This is a genomic window from Vibrio sp. 10N.261.55.A10 (genome assembly GCF_041470825.1).
GTDB classification, from domain to species: Bacteria; Pseudomonadota; Gammaproteobacteria; order Enterobacterales; family Vibrionaceae; genus Vibrio; species Vibrio crassostreae_C.
In genome coordinates, this window is record NZ_JBFRNC010000027.1 from 156,609 (window position 1) to 171,663 (window position 15,055).

Consider the following 15,055-nt stretch of genomic DNA (forward strand, 5'->3'; position numbering starts at 1 on the left):
TGCCTGAAAGATTTTTGTATACACTAGCCGAAAATAATAAAGTCGAAGTGCCACAGTAATGACGGCTCTAACTTCAAATACACCGCTTCACTTGGAGAAACAATGAAAACTCGCTCAATCCTTTTATCTGGCTTAATCGCTGCTTCAGTATTGTCTGGCAACGCATTTGCTAATGTAGACCTTAAGAAAAACATGCAAGAAATGAAGCTTGCGTTCAAACAAGCGGCAGAAGCTCAAAGCATTGATGAGATGCAAAAGCCTATCGTTCGTTTAGATACGCTAGTGGCCGAGCTGAAAACGGGTGTTTACCCAGTCGAGAAAGAAGACAACTTCATGGAAGGCTTCAAAAAGATCAGTGCATCACTGGATAGCATTGAGCAGAAGCTAGACCAAGGTGACTTAGCGTCGGCACAGCAAGAACTTCGTACTATTGATGGCCTTCGTGAAGAGTACCATGAGAAGCGTAACCCAAGCATCTGGAGCAAGATCTTCGGTTAATTCGTTAATCATGAACGTTTGCTAGATAGGTAACAAAGAGCAAACCTCAAGATTCGATTTCTAAAACGCCGCCTTACATTACCCTCTTTCGAGGAAGGTGTAAGGCGGCGTTTTTATTGTCTCTTTTATCGAAAGCCTGCTGCAAAGAGATGAGTATTACTTTCTTAGCTTTAGTGTTGTAACCAGTATTTAACGAAAAAGAGTGTGCGTTAGCTTCAATTTTTTAACTTGCTGTTAATCTTTACGTTTACCTATATTCCAAGTCCCTCATAATAAGGGAAATTTATAAAGACTTGGAATAATGCGCCGAACCTCGTTCAACTTCTTCATGTTACTTGCAACAGCATTAAGCTGGGCGCTAGTGACATTAATGCCTGTTATCAATGCTCATGGTAATAGTGCGGGAGTATGGGCGTCGTTATGTACGGTCAATGGCTTTGAATTGGTTCAAATCGAAGAAGGCGAACCTAATACTCATAAAGGAAAGCCGTGTCCGTTTAGCCATTTTTCCACGTTTCACCAAGATGAACTTCCCACTACACTACTGACAACTCGACTGAGTTCTATTGTCTCCGACAGCTACGCTTTTTTGGCTCTAAGCGAACGCTACACGAGGCAAGCCCCGCGCGGCCCTCCCTTTGTTATTGCTTAAACCTAACCCATTAAAATAATTAAAAAATAAAGTATTAAGTAAAGTTAAACATGCTCAGATTACTTTCTGATTTTTCAGAAGGTATGTTTGCGTGTGTCAAAGGAAATTATAATGTTGAGAAATGAATCTCAAACCCCTGCGAAAGCACAAGCAACTTCGCAGTCTAAAAGCAGTGCAACAACCGGTTCGGAAACCAATATAAAAAGCAAAGACCGCAATAAAACCCTCTATTTCCTCACATGGCGCTGGCACTTCTATGCTGGGCTATTTGTTATCCCGTTTATGTTAATGCTGAGCATTACAGGTTTGGTGATGCTGTTTGATGATGAAATCGAATTGACTTTCCACCACGAAGCCCTAGAGATTGTTGCATCGGGCGAGCCGATTAAAGTGTCACAACAGTTAGCTGCAGTACAACTTCAATACCCACAAGGTTCGGTTACCCAGTTTGTTCCGAGCAAAGCTCCTGATCTGGCTAACCGCTTTTCGGTAGCACTTGTAGACGGCACATCGGTCTTCGCCACGGTAAATCAATATACGGGCGAAGTGGTCGGAGAGATTCCGCGTAGCGACAGCCTGTACCAACTCGCGAATGACATTCACGGCACTTTGTTGATTGGTGATTGGGGTGATTATCTAATTGAAGTCGCAATAAGCTTGTCTATTCTGTTGCTCATCAGTGGTATTTACTTATGGTTACCTAGAGATAACGCGAGCCGCGCTGGTTTTCTTAAGCTTCGATTTGGTTCAGGAACGCGTATTTTAATGCGTGATCTGCATGCGAACATTGGAGGTGTGTTATCGCTCGTTCTGTTGTTGTTTATTCTGTCTGGATTGGCATGGACAGGTTTTTGGGGCGGTAAGCTTGTTCAAGCATGGAGCACTTTCCCTGCTCAAATGTGGGACGATATTCCGCTGTCTGATAAGACGCACACATCGCTTAACCATGGCTCAGAGGAAGAACTTCCATGGAATCTAGAACAAACACCGCTGCCGTTGTCTCAAGATAAGCCTGCAGAACATGTACATCACGTGGAAGAGGCATCTGAACCTCATGATCACTCTAAGATGGGCGAAGACCACTCTCAACATGTGATGTCAGCAAGCAGTTTCGGGATTGATGATGTTATCCAAAAAGCGCACTCACTTGGTTTCACTCAATACAAGGTGAATTTCCCGCGTTCAGAAACAGGTGTTTACACGGTCACAGCCAACACTATGGGCGGTGACATCATCGATCCAACGCAGGATCGTACTACGCACCTCGACCAATACTCAGGTCGTATTCTGGGTGAGGTGACATGGCAAGATTATAACTTCATTGCCAAAACGTTAGCGGTAGGTATTTCATTGCATCAAGGTGACATCAGCATCATTAACAAGCTTCTAAATGCTTTGTTTTGTTTGGCGTTCATTGTTGTGTCCGTGACTGGCGGTGTGATGTGGTGGATACGTAGACCTTCAGGTCAAAGAAAGCTTGGCACGCCACCGAAGTTTGGCGATGCAGGGCTTTGGAAGACAGGTTTAGTGATCGTGATAGTTATTTCAGTACTGTTTCCACTGGCGGGAGCGACGATCGTGACAGCAATGCTGCTGGATTGGTTACTATTTTCACGCGTTGAGAAATTCAAGACGGCATTGAGTTAATTGATATACAAACTGACCTCCTTTTTGAGGAGGTCAGTTTCATTATTCAGATGACATGCTCTGTTTATTAAGAAGACGTTAGACTTGTACAGCTCTATATTTGATAAAGCTCTAGATTTCATAAAGCTCTAACGGAAGCCCGTCAGGATCGGCAAAAAAAGTAAATGCTTTACCTGTAAATTCATCAATTCGGATCTGTTCGACTTCGATTCTTTGTTCTTCCAAATAGCTTTTGATTTGTTGAACGTCATCAACACAAAAAGCTAAGTGTCTTAGCCCTTGAGCTTCAGGAAAGCTAGGCCTTTCTGGCGCGTTAGGGAAGCTGAATAGTTCTATTTGAGCACCATTAGGTAGCGCTAAATCAAGTTTGTACGACTGGCGAGCCTCACGATAGTTTTCAGCAATTATCTCAAGTTTCAAAATCTCAGTGTAAAAGTGTTTCGACGCGTCGTAGTTTGAACAGATTATGGCCGCGTGGTGTATTCCTTTCAGCATCAGTTTATTTCTCCTGCCAACTTGTCACCTAAGTGCTTCATGGCGTAATCAATGAATACACGCAGTCGAGCGGGCATGTACTTGGTTTGAGCAAACTGCATCGCAATCGCACCATGGTAATTACTCTTGATGGTCCAATCTTCCAACACTTGTACTACAGACCCTTCAGCCAACGCATCTTGAATCACGAAGTCATGGAAAATACCGACGCCTAGACCTTCTTTCACACCTTTCAGTCGCATCTGCGAGTGGTTAACTGCGTAACGTCCACTGACGGGTACTGTGTGAAATTCATCATCTTTAAGAAAATCCCAAATGTGATCTTTGTCTGTCTCTGCAAGATACAAACAGTCGTGTTCAGACAGCTCGGTAGGGTGGTGAGGAATCCCCTTGGCATCTAAATAGTCAGGGCTTGCACACAACACGAGGTTTGTTTTTCCTAACTCTTTCAATACTAAGCTTTCGTCGGGCTTATCAGTCAGGCGGAAAGCAATGTCGATGCCTTGACGTAAAATATCGATGTCGCCGTCAGCCGCTCTCAATTTAAGTTGGATTTCTGGATACTGATTTAAGAATGGAACAACGAAAGGCTGCAATACCGAATTCAAGAAGGCTTCAGGCGCCGCTACCGTTATCGAGCCTGCAGGTTCGGTATGGTCGGAGGTAGACAGTTCAACGGCTTGTTGCGCTGCGTTGATCATCACCACACTCTGATCATAAACCAATTGACCCGCTTGCGTAATGATAAGGGTACGAGTGGTACGCTCAAACAGTTTCACCGATAGCGCTTTTTCCAAGCGGGTGATGAGCTTACTCAAGGCTGATGGTGTCACGCCTAACTGTTTTGCTGCAGCCGTAAAACTACCTTCGTTAACCACCAAAATGAACGAGGCGAGATCCGGAAGCAGGGCGATGAGTTTTGGGTTAATCATAAGTATCCAGTTAAGCTAGTTTCAACGATGAACTTAATGGTCATTGTGAGCGATTTACTTTGATTTGTGAATCAATTTCATTAATTGATTGACGTGATTGCTCTGATAGGTTGTTGTGTTTGAAGCTCATCTGTATAGCGGCGTTGCTGCTGCGCATTCTGAGATGAAAAATTGAGATTTGATATGAAAGCGAAATTAGACGGAAATTATAGCTAATTTGGCGTTTAAAAAAGCAAGTGAAGGGCGTTAATGTGCCCTATGTCACTGGGATGAACTATTATTAGTGCCTGTGATTCATTAATGTTTTTCCAACTAAAGGGATAATCGGAACGGGGATGTTCAACTAGAATATAGGCATAAGTTTTACAGTGTAAATGATCGTGTTGAGATCGTTTACATCCCTACATAAAGCGGCGCGCGATGCTGCTAAATAATAACTAGGAAGGAATGAGACAATGTCTTCTGCATTTTACCAACAGATTCAAACTCAAATCGAAGAAGTTAAAGAAGAAGGTCTTTACAAGTCTGAGCGCATTATTACTTCTGCACAAAAAGCAGCGGTTTCTATCTCGACTGGTGAAGAAGTACTAAACTTCTGTGCAAACAACTACTTAGGTCTTGCTAACCACCCAGCTCTTATCGAAGCAGCTAAAGATGGTATGGATCAGCACGGTTTTGGTATGGCTTCAGTACGTTTCATTTGTGGTACTCAAGATTCTCACAAAGAACTAGAGCAAAAGCTTTCTACGTTCCTAGGTAAAGAAGACACTATCCTTTACACATCTTGTTTTGATGCAAACGCTGGTTTGTTCGAAACAATTCTAGGTAAAGAAGACGCAATCATCTCTGACGCACTAAACCACGCATCTATTATCGATGGCGTTCGTCTGTGTAAAGCAATGCGTTTCCGTTACTCGAACAACAACATGGAAGAGCTAGAGCAGCAACTTATCGCTGCTAAAGAAGCTGGCGCTCGTCACACACTAATCGTAACTGACGGTGTGTTCTCAATGGACGGCGTAGTGGCTAACCTTCCTGCTATCTGTGACCTTGCAGACAAGTACGACGCACTAGTAATGGTTGATGACTCTCACGCAGTGGGCTTCATGGGCGAAAACGGCGCGGGCACTCACGAGTTCCACAACGTTGTACACCGTATCGATATCATCACTGGTACGCTAGGTAAAGCAATGGGTGGCGCTTCAGGCGGTTACACTTCTGGTAAGAAAGAAGTGATCGACTGGCTACGTCAGCGTTCTCGTCCATACCTATTCTCTAACTCTGTTGCACCTGCAATCGTATCTGCGTCTATCCGCGTTTTAGATCTTCTAGCGGAATCTGGCGACCTACGTACTCAACTATGGGAAAACTCTGCTCACTTCCGTACTCGCATGGAAGAAGCGGGCTTCACTATGGGTGGTGCTGACCATGCAATCATCCCAATCATGCTTGGTGATGCAAAAGTAGCGGCTGAGTTCGCAGAGCGCGCACTAGAGAAAGGCATCTACGTTGTAGGTTTCTCTTTCCCTGTAGTACCAAAAGGTCAAGCTCGTATCCGTACGCAAATGTCTGCTGCACACTCTCGTGAGCAACTAGACCGCGCAATCGATGCGTTCATTCAAGTTGGTAAAGACATGGGTATCATCTAATTTTAAAGGGATGCCACGAGCATCCTTTAATTAGATAGAGCAACACCCAGTAGAATATATAGATTTTTGATTCTCGCCTTACAGTTAGGCGAGATGAACTAGGTAACATTATGAAAATTAAAGCACTTTCTAAGCTAAAGCCTGAAGAAGGCATTTGGATGACCGAGGTTGAAAAACCTGAAATGGGTCATAATGATCTTCTTATTCGTATTAAGAAAACCGCAATTTGTGGTACTGACGTACATATCTACAACTGGGATGAGTGGTCACAAAACACAATCCCAGTACCTATGGTAGTAGGTCACGAATACGTGGGTGAAGTTGTTGGCATTGGCCAAGAAGTTCGTGGTTTTGAAATCGGCGACCGTGTATCTGGCGAAGGTCACATCACATGTGGTCACTGTCGTAACTGTCGTGGCGGCCGTACTCACCTTTGTCGTAACACAACAGGTGTTGGTGTTAACCGCACTGGTGCGTTCTCTGAGTTCCTTGTGATTCCTGCGTTCAACGCATTTAAGATCCCTGCAGAAATCTCTGACGATCTAGCTTCAATCTTTGACCCGTTTGGTAACGCAGTACACACAGCACTTTCTTTCGACCTAGTTGGCGAAGACGTGCTAATTACTGGTGCTGGCCCAATCGGTATCATGGCTGCAGCTGTTGCTAAGCACGTTGGTGCTCGTCACGTTGTAATCACTGATGTAAACGAGTACCGCCTAGATCTTGCTAAGAAAATGGGTGTGACTCGCGCAGTAAACGTGATGGAAGAGAAGCTTGAAGACGTAATGTCTGATCTTGGCATGACTGAAGGCTTCGATGTAGGCCTAGAAATGTCTGGTAACCCATCTGCGTTCAACAGCATGCTGACTAACATGAACCACGGCGGTAAGATCTCTCTACTAGGTATTCCACCATCAGATATGGCAGTAGACTGGAACCAAGTAATCTTTAAAGGCTTGGTTATCAAAGGTATCTACGGTCGTGAGATGTTCGAAACTTGGTACAAGATGGCTTCATTGATTCAATCTGGCCTAGATCTAACACCAATCATTACTCACCACTTCAAGGTTGATGACTTCCAAAAAGGCTTCGACATGATGCGCTCTGGTATGTCAGGTAAAGTAATTCTTGATTGGGAATAAGCTTTAGCTGAGTAACAAGATATTAGAAAGGCGACAGTTTTTACTGTCGCCTTTTTTACATCTCGGAACTCAAGAAAATGGGCGATATGATCAAGGTTCAGTTGCCCATTTTTTACAGCAATGAGTTGTTAACCCAATGCAGCAGCCTGCATGATGAGACCACAGATGTAAGCGCCGTATGTACCGAGAGCGTAACCCAATACCGCCATTAGGATACCTACTGGTGCCAATGCTGGGTGGAATGCAGCCGCGACGATAGGTGCCGATGCAGCACCGCCTACGTTAGCTTGGCTACCTACAGCCATGAAGAACAATGGTGCACGAATTAGCTTCGCCATTACAATCATCAGAAGGGCATGGATAGTTAACCATGTAATACCAATGAAGAAGTAACCTGGGTTGTCTAAGATAGCTGTCACATCCATTTGCATACCGATAGTTGCAACTAGGATGTAGATGAACGCTGAACCTACTTTAGACGCGCCGCTGTGCTCAAGGCTGCGCGTTGATTTAAAGCATGAAGCGATCAGCGCGAACGTTGTTACCATTACGATCAGCCAGAAGAAGCCAGATGTTAGGCTGTATTTCGCAAGCTGTGGCGCGTTGGTTGAGATCCATGGTGCAATCATGTCACTGAATAAGTGAGCCAACCCTGTTAAACCAAAGGCAATTGCCGTGATCTTCATGAGATCGGTTGTGGTTGTTGGGCGAGCGTTCTCTTCTTGGTATTTAGAAACTGTCTCTTTTAGCTCTTCGATAGATGATGTGTCTGCTTTTAACCATGCATCAATCTTCTTCTGACGACCAGCCATGATAAGCAAAACGGCCATCCAAATGTTCGCACAGATAACATCAACCGTAATCATTGCAGAGAAGAGTTGGTCATCAACCTCGAACACTTCTTTCATTGCAGCTTGGTTCGCACCGCCGCCGATCCAAGAACCAGCCACAGTTGTAAGGCCTCGCCATACATCGCCAGATACGAGGTCAGGGTTAACTTGGTCAATAATCAGAATCGCTAAAGGGCCACCAATGATGATGCCAACCGTACCCGTTAGGAACATGATGACGGCTTTTGAGCCAAGGCCGAAGATTTTGCGTAGGTCAGCTGAGATGATCAGTAGAACGAGTGCGCTTGGTAATAGGTAACGACTTGCAACAAAGTACAGCTTTGAGTTTGATGCGTCGATGATGCCTAGGCTGTTCAATAGAGAAGGAACAAAGTAACAGAGCAATAGACCCGGAACGAACGAGTAGAATTTTTTCAGTGCGCTATTTTGGCTACTTTCCGTGATAAAAACACCGCCAAGAATAACAGCTAACATGCCCATTATTACAGCATCATTAGTAATCATTATTATATCTCCTTTAAGGTGAGCGCAAAGGTCTCACTTTTTGAATTGCAGGACTATACCGACAACCGCCATTCGTTACAAATTGTAACGATAGACATATTTTGAAATGTTTATGTTAATTTTGATGGTTTGAATTTGTGAATGTTGTGCGTTATTTATTTGATTGATGAATGGGTTTGTTGGGGCTTTTGCGGCGCATTTCGATATATGCAATGTAATTCAAGCCTTAGTTAGTGGTCGCTATGAATTGGGTGGGTGCTTGAATGGTAGGAATGAGTGCATATATAGCCATGTTTATGGTGTGGTTTATGCAGGGGTGGAATGTTTCAATAATGTAAAAATTGAATCCACTTTTGCTATGTGGTCAGAAATTAAAAATTTTAGCTAGATCACACAAATCTCTCGGATTACGAGTTTCAGCACCCGCTACTTATGCTCATTTGACGTTTTGTAGGGGGTAAATGAAAGAAAAAGCGGCTTAAATAGCCGCTTTTGATGGTTGAATTGCATGGTTATCTAGAGCTGAAGTCTAGATGCCGTTTAAGACTCTTCTTCCTCAAAGCCATCTGCATAGCCTTTTGGTGGTGGTGTCCAACCACGTTCAGAGCGAGAGTGTTTGTCTGAACGGTCTTTTTTCATATCTTCTTTCATTGCTTCTTCAAGGTGAATGAAGATTTGTCGGTAGTTGTTGTCGTAGCGTGGGTTCTCTTCCGCTTCAGACCAAGCTTGATAGAGCTTTTCAGACTTACGGCTTTCAACGCGTTGATACGTCGATTTTTGCTGTTCGACGAAGAATGGGTGATGACCCAAAGAGCGCAAGGCTTCTGCACCCATTTCAAGAGCAGAATGGTAGGTCTCTGATTCCACAAAGTCTGCACCTGCTTCTCGTAAGCGATAACTATGACCACGGTCGAATGCGCGGGCTAAGATTTTCACTTTAGGGTAGGTGTGTTTAACGTATTTGACCAATTCAACGCTTGAGTCTTGATTATCGATTGCTACTACTAGCATCGCGGCTTCTTCGATTCCGGCGGTATGCAATAAGTCGTGACGTGTCGCATCACCAAAGTAAGATTTGATATTGATAGAGCGTAGTAAGTCTACTTGGTTCGCTTGGTGATCAAGAACCACCGTATTGACATCGTTCGACACCAACAAGCGGTTAACGATTTGACCGAATCGACCAATGCCCGCAATGATAACGGTACCTTTCTCTTCGATGGTATCTTCTTCGCGGTCGTTAGATTTTTGTTCGTAACGAGGAAGAATCACTTTATCAAATAGAATGAACAGCCCTGGTGTTAGGAACATTGAAAGTGCCACAACCAGCGACAATGTTTGAACGATGTCAGCAGGTAATACGTGGTTTTGAGCTGAGAAGCTTAGTAGTACAAAACCAAACTCACCGGCTTGCGCCAAGCTCAGTGTAAACAGCCAACGGTCACTGTTTTTGATTTTGAAGATCAATGCCAACGTAAATAGCACCAAGGCTTTAAGAAGCATAACGCCAAGAGTGAGGCCAATGATCAAACCAAAGTCGTTGAATAGAACATCAAAGTTGATGCCAGCACCAACGGTAATGAAGAACAAGCCAAGTAGCAGCCCTTTAAACGGGTCAATATTAGACTCAAGCTCGTGGCGGAATTCACTGTTCGCTAAAACCACACCCGCAAGGAAGGTACCCAAAGCCGGTGATAGGCCGACTAGGCTCATCAGTGCAGCAATACCAATCACCAACATCAGTGCGGTTGCAGTAAAGATTTCACGCAGGCCTGAGCTTGCCACGAAGCGGAACAGTGGACGACTCAAGAAGTGTCCGCCGACCACAACAATCGCAATAGATGCTGTGATCACAAGGCCATAAGCCCAACCGGGTAGGCCAGCAACAAGACTTAACTCTTCATGATGATCAGAGGCCGAAGCGACCGCGCTTTGTGCAGCTTCAATTAATTCTGGCAACGCTAATAGAGGAATGAACGCCAACATAGGGATGACGGCAATATCTTGGAACAGTAGGACTGAAAAAGCGTTCTTGCCGCCTTCTGTTTTGGATAGCCCTTTTTCGTTAAAGGTTTGGAGTACAATCGCGGTAGATGACAGTGCGAAGATCAAACCGATAGTCAGTGCGATCGTCCAAGGCTGCCCAAAGAACAGAGCAATACCCATTACAATCGCGGTAGTACCACCAACTTGCAGGCCACCCAGCCCCATAAGTCGGTTCCTCATTGCCCAAAGCATCTTAGGTTCAAGCTCAAGGCCGACTAAGAACAGCATCATAACCACACCGAACTCGGCAAAGTGTTGGATCGTTTTGGTCTCTTCACCTACCAGACCAATGATTGGGCCAATCACAACACCAGCAATGAGGTAACCCAATACAGAACCAAGGCCAAGTCTTTTGGCAATAGGCACGGCAATAACTGCTGCGACTAAGTAGATAAATGCTTGTAGAAAATATCCCGTCATTATTTAACCTCTGCCATTAGTTCTTCTACGTAGTGGTTGAGTTTTTCTGCTTTGCTGGCTTTCTTGATATTGATCTTGCCAGCAACTAACGCCTCCAACAGCACTTTATAGCTATCGACATGCTCTTGAATGCGGTTTTCTTCCAAAGCGGTACGCGAGCCAAATAACGCAAAGGGCGCGAGATAGTTCATCCCGCACAGAGAAGCGGTTTGTTCGATTGGGTGAAGCAGTTCTCGAATCGTGAAATGGTTGTAACCATCACTTTGGTAGGCATCTTTTTTACCTCCTGCAGTAATGCTACATAACAATTTCTTACCCTGTAGTTCATTGCCTTCGGCGCCGTAGGCGAAGCCGTATTCAAGAACAAGGTCTTGCCACTCTTTAAGAATTGCCGGTGTTGAGTACCAATACAAAGGGAACTGAAAAATGATAATGTCATGGTCTAACAGGCGTTTCTGTTCACGGTCGATGTTGATTTTAAATGTCGGATACTCGGCATAGAGATCGACACAGGTAACACCGTCAACGCGTTTGGCTTGTTCAAATAAGGGTTTGTTTGCTTCAGAACGATGTTGAGAAGGGTGAGCGAATAGCACCAAGACTCGATTTTTCGACATATAGCCCTCTTTGTCCATTAACGAATAATATTTATTGGAATTATAGATATACAATAATAGAAGAATGGTTGAACAACAACGAATTAGCCCATACTTATCTATCTAGATGCGTGTGTTTTTAGGTACTTAATTATATAAAACATCCGTCAATTTGAGTATTTCTGGCACAAGCCGCCGATGACTGAGTAAAACTAATTATTCACGAATAGTAAAAGCGAATATGGGCATTTTATGTCACCGTTGGTGGGTAACGTAAATAATCCAATAACCCTACATAGAACGATAATGAATAAAGGAAAAACTATGAGCATGGACTTGCGTCAACAATGTGATTTGTTGCTTTCCGGTCACCTAGAACCGACTCCAGCACAAACATTCGCTCAGATGGCTGAATGGTGTGAGACACACAATGTGAGCCATGATAGCTACGGCGATGGTGAGTTTATCGAGAGCTTCGAAAACAAAGTCGCGGAACTGCTAGGTTATGAAGCGGCTGTATTTGTGATTACTGGCACCATGAATCAACCAACAGCATTAGAAATTGCGTGCCAAGAGAAAAGAAACCCAGTAGTGGCGATGCATGAATCGAGTCATATTATGCGTCATGAACGCCAAGGGTATCAGCTCCAAAACCGATTCAACGTACTTCCCGTTGGCAACGTATTTCGCACTTGGAATGTTGATGACTTAAAGGCGTGGCCTGATGAGATTGCAGCCGCTCTATATGAATTACCCATGCGTGAAATCGGCGGCCAATTACCAGAATGGGATGAGCTTGAAGCGATCAAGCAGTACTGCAAAGAACAATCAATTCACCTTCATATGGATGGTGCGCGTTTGTGGGAATGCGGCGCCTATTACCAAAAGTCATACAGCGAGATTGCTCAGGGCTTCGATAGTGCTTATGTTTCGCTGTACAAAGGTCTCAATGGCCTTGGTGGTTCGCTATTGTTGGGCGATAAAGCCTTTGTAGCGAAAGCATCTGCGTGGATGAAGCGCCAAGGTGGCAATGTTTATCACCGAACGCCTTATGTGGTTTCAGCAGCAATGCAGTTTGATGAGCGATTAGAGTTGATGCCATCACTGTTTGAGCGAACAAAACAGATCTACCAAATCTTATTAGACTATCCTCAGTTCACTGTTAATCCGCAGCAACCGCAGGTCAACATGCTTCACCTATATTTACCTGTGAGCTATGAAGACGGCATTATTGTGAGAGATAACATAGCGAAGAAACACAAGATTTGGATAGGAAACCCAGCGATCAGTGAGTTGCCAAACCAATGTAAGATTGAATGGTATGTAGGGGATAACCTACTAAATTTGCCTGATCATGAGCTGATAGACATTCTAGATTTTATTAGCGAAGAGCTGATTTGATTAGCGAAGAGCTGGCTGAAGAAGAACTGATCTAATTGGAACTGAAATGGATACAGGAAAGGGTTCTTATATCCATTTATATAGCTAGGATGTCCGGCTCTGTTACATATACTGGTTGATGTACACATCAACTAAGAACATGAACACTGGAACAGTGCTGAGAAGTCCGAAGAAGACGATTGGCACCCAGTTTTTCATTTTCTTTTTAGGTTGCTCAGTGTTATTCATAAATTCGGCCTTAAATTCGTTGTTGAGTCTGTTTAGCTTTTTGGTACTAAAAATCTAAGTGTATGGTATCAAATAAATGGGTTTAGCCCTATGTAGATTTAGAGAACCGTGGTGTATATCAATCACATAAAATGTAAGTGATTCATAAACGGTTCATAAAGGTTCAACAATAATGAACCTATTACAACAATCATTGCCTTACTCGGCATATTAAATAAATAGCATTCAAAGATTTGGAGAATACAGAATGAAAACAATAGGAAACATCATTTGGTTTCTGTTCGGTGGCGTATTTATGGGACTAGCTTGGTGGTTCTTCGGACTGCTCGCATTCCTAACCATCGTTGGTATTCCATGGGGTAGAGCATGTTTTGTTATGGGTAACTTCTCATTCTTCCCATTTGGTCAGGAAGCGATTTCGCGTGATGAGCTAACCAATGAAATGGACATCGGCACGAGCCCGCTAGGTGTGATTGGTAACGTTATTTGGTTCTTATTTGCGGGGATCTGGTTGGCGATTGGTCACATCATGTCAGCAGTAGCGTGTTTCATTACTATTATAGGTATTCCGTTTGCGATTCAGCACCTTAAGCTCGCGGTTATCTCATTGGCGCCAATCGGTAAAACCGTTGTCGACAAGCGTGAAGCAGAAGCGGCACGAGTAAGAAACTACAAGGGTTAAGACTACAGTTTAAGCCTTATATAGAACTGAAAAAGCACATCACATGATGTGCTTTTTTGTGCCTCGTTTTCTATCTAACGATGCCCCAATCTCACAAACACTCACTAGGGCGTGTTGATCTTTCGAGCTGATTTTTGCAGCGAGTTGCTGGGTATTTATACAAGGCAGAGACTTCGATGTGTAGCTAGCCTACATGAGAAGCCGATAACGTAGTAGGAATGACCAGCAAACGCTGCCCGAAGGGTTCGGCTAAAAGCGTTTTACTCTTTGTTGAGGGGGATTTGCTTAGAATGACTAGGCTACTTCCCCCTCGCCGCGATTAAAACGCTTTTATTTCGAACAAAATTTAACCGCGAAAGGTCAACACGCCCTAGACATTGTTGAACAAGACTTCAAGCCTAAGGGTGATGTTGGCTTCTTCCGTGTGTTTCTCGTAAGGCTCTCGTTCCCACTGGTAACGCGGGGTGACCTCGTAAAACAGCCATTCCTTCCATACATTTTCTCTATACGTTACCGACACTTGCGAATATTCGTTGTGGTTATACGGTTCGCTGGTCGCGGTTATCGTGGCGCTGTATTACAGAGCTTGGTCTTGAGAAAGGTAATGGTACAAGGTAATGCCCGTACCATACTCCCAGCCTTTGAGGTCATCGTTATAGCCAGCAAAGTTAGACCAACGCGCTAAGAAATCGTCACTCAAAGAGAGGTCAAAATCGATATCAGTGCTCTCTCCCGTCTCTTTCTTCTCTTGATACACACGTTGGGTTAGCCGGAATACTGCATCTGTGGTGAGCGGGTAGGTAAAACGATAGCGAGCCTCTATTCTTGGGCGTAATGTCGCTTTGATATTGAAACTACTGTAACCCTTGGCATAGGCGTCATAACGAAGGCCAAGTGCATTTTCTAACTCTTCAGAATCTTGTGGGAAGAAGTCTAAGAATTCTTCATCGCCAACAGACTCGTAGATTAGCTTAAGCCTTTTGCTGACAAAGGGTAAATGCAGGCGTGCGTTGAGCTTGGTGGAATAATCCACGTCACCGCCCTCAGAATAGATGAAATCATTATACCAACGTACAGAGGTTCCGGCTCTGGCGTCCTCGGTAATACGGTCATCCACAAAGAAGTTATCGAACCATATTGCGGGCTGACAAAACTTGCTGTTTAGGTAGTGGTAAGCTTTTTCGACGCGCGTGTCTTCTAACGGTTGGCTGTGACACTCATCCTGTTCCTCCGCGAAGGCAGAGTGGGAAACGAGCGATGCTAATAATGAGGAGTTAACTATCCAACGACTCAATGGAACCTGTTTGTCATT

Annotated in this window: 13 protein-coding genes and 1 pseudogene; 7 read left to right on the forward strand and 7 right to left on the reverse strand. The window is 44.1% G+C overall.

Going from position 1 to position 15,055, the window contains the following annotated elements:
- Window positions 1–102: 102 nt before the first annotated feature.
- The 3 genes from AB4274_RS08040 to AB4274_RS08050 all read left to right on the forward strand — a co-directional run bounded on the left by AB4274_RS08040 (window position 103) and on the right by AB4274_RS08050 (window position 2,797).
- Window positions 103–498 (forward strand): cytochrome b562, encoded by a 396-nt coding sequence (locus AB4274_RS08040; RefSeq protein ID WP_372111610.1) that lies wholly within the window; start codon window positions 103–105, stop codon window positions 496–498.
- Between the two features lie 301 nt (window positions 499–799).
- Window positions 800–1,150, forward strand: coding sequence for a hypothetical protein (locus AB4274_RS08045; RefSeq protein ID WP_017064798.1), 351 nt, complete (start codon window positions 800–802; stop codon window positions 1,148–1,150).
- A gap of 111 nt (window positions 1,151–1,261) precedes the next feature.
- The gene (locus AB4274_RS08050; RefSeq protein WP_372111612.1) at window positions 1,262–2,797 is read left to right on the forward strand and encodes a PepSY-associated TM helix domain-containing protein; all 1,536 of its coding nucleotides are present in this window, start codon (window positions 1,262–1,264) and stop codon (window positions 2,795–2,797) included.
- A gap of 111 nt (window positions 2,798–2,908) precedes the next feature.
- Here the strand turns inward: AB4274_RS08050 and AB4274_RS08055 are convergent, their stop codons facing one another.
- Both AB4274_RS08055 and AB4274_RS08060 read right to left on the reverse strand, forming a co-directional pair.
- Complete coding sequence (locus tag AB4274_RS08055) at window positions 2,909–3,292, reverse strand: VOC family protein (RefSeq protein WP_017069423.1); 384 nt, start codon at window positions 3,290–3,292, stop codon at window positions 2,909–2,911.
- On the reverse strand, window positions 3,292–4,224 hold the full coding sequence (locus AB4274_RS08060; protein ID WP_065584581.1) for a LysR family transcriptional regulator: 933 nt from the start codon (window positions 4,222–4,224) through the stop codon (window positions 3,292–3,294). The genes AB4274_RS08055 and AB4274_RS08060 overlap by 1 nt, the downstream gene beginning before the upstream one ends.
- 455 nt (window positions 4,225–4,679) lie before the next feature.
- Between AB4274_RS08060 and AB4274_RS08065 the strand changes: the two genes are divergently transcribed.
- Both AB4274_RS08065 and tdh read left to right on the forward strand, forming a co-directional pair.
- Entirely contained in the window at window positions 4,680–5,873 is a 1,194-nt protein-coding gene (locus AB4274_RS08065) for a glycine C-acetyltransferase (protein ID WP_102332044.1), read from the forward strand.
- 110 nt (window positions 5,874–5,983) lie between these two features.
- Window positions 5,984–7,015 (forward strand): L-threonine 3-dehydrogenase, encoded by a 1,032-nt coding sequence (gene tdh, locus AB4274_RS08070; protein ID WP_372111614.1) that lies wholly within the window; start codon window positions 5,984–5,986, stop codon window positions 7,013–7,015.
- A 128-nt stretch (window positions 7,016–7,143) separates the two neighbouring features.
- Here tdh and AB4274_RS08075 read toward each other — a convergent pair whose 3' ends face one another.
- The 3 genes from AB4274_RS08075 to AB4274_RS08085 form a co-directional block, all read right to left on the reverse strand.
- Complete coding sequence (locus AB4274_RS08075; RefSeq protein ID WP_372111617.1) at window positions 7,144–8,370, reverse strand: DUF819 domain-containing protein; 1,227 nt, start codon at window positions 8,368–8,370, stop codon at window positions 7,144–7,146.
- A 540-nt stretch (window positions 8,371–8,910) separates the two neighbouring features.
- Window positions 8,911–10,836 carry a monovalent cation:proton antiporter-2 (CPA2) family protein gene (locus AB4274_RS08080; RefSeq protein ID WP_372111619.1) on the reverse strand — a complete coding sequence of 642 codons (1,926 nt, stop codon included), beginning with the start codon at window positions 10,834–10,836 and terminating at the stop codon, window positions 8,911–8,913.
- Window positions 10,836–11,453, reverse strand: coding sequence for an NAD(P)H-dependent oxidoreductase (locus tag AB4274_RS08085; protein WP_017069427.1), 618 nt, complete (start codon window positions 11,451–11,453; stop codon window positions 10,836–10,838). Before AB4274_RS08085 ends, AB4274_RS08080 begins: the two co-directional genes overlap by 1 nt.
- Window positions 11,454–11,756: 303 nt before the next feature.
- Between AB4274_RS08085 and AB4274_RS08090 the strand changes: the two genes are divergently transcribed.
- On the forward strand, window positions 11,757–12,833 hold the full coding sequence (locus AB4274_RS08090) for a low specificity L-threonine aldolase (protein WP_017071139.1): 1,077 nt from the start codon (window positions 11,757–11,759) through the stop codon (window positions 12,831–12,833).
- Between the two features lie 102 nt (window positions 12,834–12,935).
- Here the strand turns inward: AB4274_RS08090 and AB4274_RS08095 are convergent, their stop codons facing one another.
- Window positions 12,936–13,061: a hypothetical protein gene (locus AB4274_RS08095; RefSeq protein WP_017060906.1), complete on the reverse strand. Its 126-nt coding sequence runs from the start codon at window positions 13,059–13,061 to the stop codon at window positions 12,936–12,938.
- A gap of 247 nt (window positions 13,062–13,308) precedes the next feature.
- Here AB4274_RS08095 and AB4274_RS08100 point away from each other — a divergent pair, with 247 nt between their 5' ends.
- A complete protein-coding gene (locus tag AB4274_RS08100; protein ID WP_004730224.1) occupies window positions 13,309–13,743 on the forward strand; it encodes a YccF domain-containing protein in 435 nt (144 codons plus the stop codon).
- 370 nt (window positions 13,744–14,113) lie between these two features.
- Here the strand turns inward: AB4274_RS08100 and AB4274_RS08105 are convergent.
- Window positions 14,114–15,037 (reverse strand): annotated as a pseudogene (locus AB4274_RS08105) (hypothetical protein).
- Window positions 15,038–15,055 lie beyond the last annotated feature (18 nt).

Coding starts and splice junctions, on each gene's coding strand:
- tdh (WP_372111614.1), top strand. CDS start 5,984: ATGAAAATTAAAGCACTTTCTAAGCTAAAGCCTGAAGAAGGCATTTGG.
- AB4274_RS08100 (WP_004730224.1), top strand. CDS start 13,309: ATGAAAACAATAGGAAACATCATTTGGTTTCTGTTCGGTGGCGTATTT.
- AB4274_RS08075 (WP_372111617.1), bottom strand. CDS start 8,370: ATGATTACTAATGATGCTGTAATAATGGGCATGTTAGCTGTTATTCTT.
- AB4274_RS08090 (WP_017071139.1), top strand. CDS start 11,757: ATGAGCATGGACTTGCGTCAACAATGTGATTTGTTGCTTTCCGGTCAC.
- AB4274_RS08085 (WP_017069427.1), bottom strand. CDS start 11,453: ATGTCGAAAAATCGAGTCTTGGTGCTATTCGCTCACCCTTCTCAACAT.
- AB4274_RS08055 (WP_017069423.1), bottom strand. CDS start 3,292: ATGCTGAAAGGAATACACCACGCGGCCATAATCTGTTCAAACTACGAC.
- AB4274_RS08040 (WP_372111610.1), top strand. CDS start 103: ATGAAAACTCGCTCAATCCTTTTATCTGGCTTAATCGCTGCTTCAGTA.
- AB4274_RS08060 (WP_065584581.1), bottom strand. CDS start 4,224: ATGATTAACCCAAAACTCATCGCCCTGCTTCCGGATCTCGCCTCGTTC.
- AB4274_RS08045 (WP_017064798.1), top strand. CDS start 800: ATGCGCCGAACCTCGTTCAACTTCTTCATGTTACTTGCAACAGCATTA.
- AB4274_RS08065 (WP_102332044.1), top strand. CDS start 4,680: ATGTCTTCTGCATTTTACCAACAGATTCAAACTCAAATCGAAGAAGTT.
- AB4274_RS08050 (WP_372111612.1), top strand. CDS start 1,262: ATGTTGAGAAATGAATCTCAAACCCCTGCGAAAGCACAAGCAACTTCG.
- AB4274_RS08080 (WP_372111619.1), bottom strand. CDS start 10,836: ATGACGGGATATTTTCTACAAGCATTTATCTACTTAGTCGCAGCAGTT.
- AB4274_RS08095 (WP_017060906.1), bottom strand. CDS start 13,061: ATGAATAACACTGAGCAACCTAAAAAGAAAATGAAAAACTGGGTGCCA.